Genomic DNA, 1,346 nt, shown 5'->3' with positions numbered 1-1,346 from the left:
GACTGCCATTTTTACTTGAGCCAAGCCTCTTAAGTTAGTATATCTCATTCCGTGTTTTTCCTTTGCATCTGCAAAGACACGTTCAATTGTTTCTTTTCTTCTTTTATAGACACATTTTACATAGTTATCATGTCTTAAATGTTCTGCTTCTTCAAGGAAATGTTCCCAAACATGTCTACTTATAACCTTTTGTTTATTCTTACTGTTTGTACATTTTGATATATTTGGACAATTACTACAATCGTTTGGATTTGATTTATATTGTTTATAACCATCTTTGTTAGTTGTTGAGTATTTCAGTACTTTCTCATTGGGACATATATAAATGTCATTTAATTCATCATAAACATAGTCATATTTTTTGAAAAATCCTTCTTTAGTCATAGGCCGTTTATAAGGCATTGATGGCAATACATCAGATTCGAGAATGAGTTTTGCAATGTATGGTGTTTTATAACCAGCATCAATAGCGGTAATCATTAATTCATTAGTATATCTTTCATGTACTTTTTTAAACACATCTTCAAAAGCTACGCTGTCGTGAATATTACCAGATGTTACTTCAAATCCTAAAATGAAATTAGCGTCATCACACGCAGTGTGTGCTAAATAAGCAAAACATTTTTCTTTTTCATTTTTATAAAACATCCCACTATCTTTATCAGTAGTGCTTTGAACTGTTGTTTTCACTTCAATCTTTGAATTTCCTTTAGGCGGTTTTTTATTATGTTTTTCTCTATCTTCTTCAATTTCTTTGTCCAATAAATCTTTATATTTTTTAGCTTCAACTTCTACATCTACTTTAATAAACTTTTTCTTATTGGCTGATGCTTTTATATGGGTTGAATCTATATAAATTTGCTCTGGAGCTATAAAACCTTCCTGTTCAGCTATTTCTAATATCTTAATAAATATCTTTGAAAACAAATCTGTATTTTTAAATCTTCTTTCATAGTTTTTACTGAATGTAGAAAAATGGGGCACTGACTCACTGATAGAATATCCGATAAACCATCTATAAGCTATGTTTACTTGAATTTCAGATATAGTCTGTCTCATAGATGAAATTCCGAATAAGTATTGAATCAATACTATTTTTATCAAAACAACTGGATCTATGCTTGGTCTTCCAATTGCGGAGTATAAATCTTTAACTTCATCATATATAAAATCAAAATTAATTGCATTATCAACTTTTCTTAATAAATGTTCTTTAGGAACTAAATCCTCTAAACTATTAAATTCTACCTGATTTCTTGATTCTTCATTTTTCTTTGTTAACATTTTTATCACCCAAGAATATTTTATTATAAAAACGAAAGAGTGTCGACTTTGTCGACACTCTG

The 1,346-nt window shown here is 29.0% G+C and carries 1 protein-coding gene; it reads right to left on the bottom strand.

The annotated features are described in order from the left end of the window. Nucleotides 1–1,284: IS1182 family transposase (locus tag NNC19_RS23420; RefSeq protein WP_310941099.1), on the bottom strand; the 1,284-nt coding region annotated here is incomplete at its 3' end. Between the last annotated feature and the right edge of the window lie 62 nt (nt 1,285–1,346).

Source organism: Clostridium sp. SHJSY1, from assembly GCF_031626875.1.
GTDB lineage: Bacteria > Bacillota > Clostridia > Clostridiales > Clostridiaceae > Clostridium.
The sequence above is the reverse complement of the archived record's forward strand: the minus strand, read 5'-3'. Positions and strand labels throughout refer to the sequence as shown.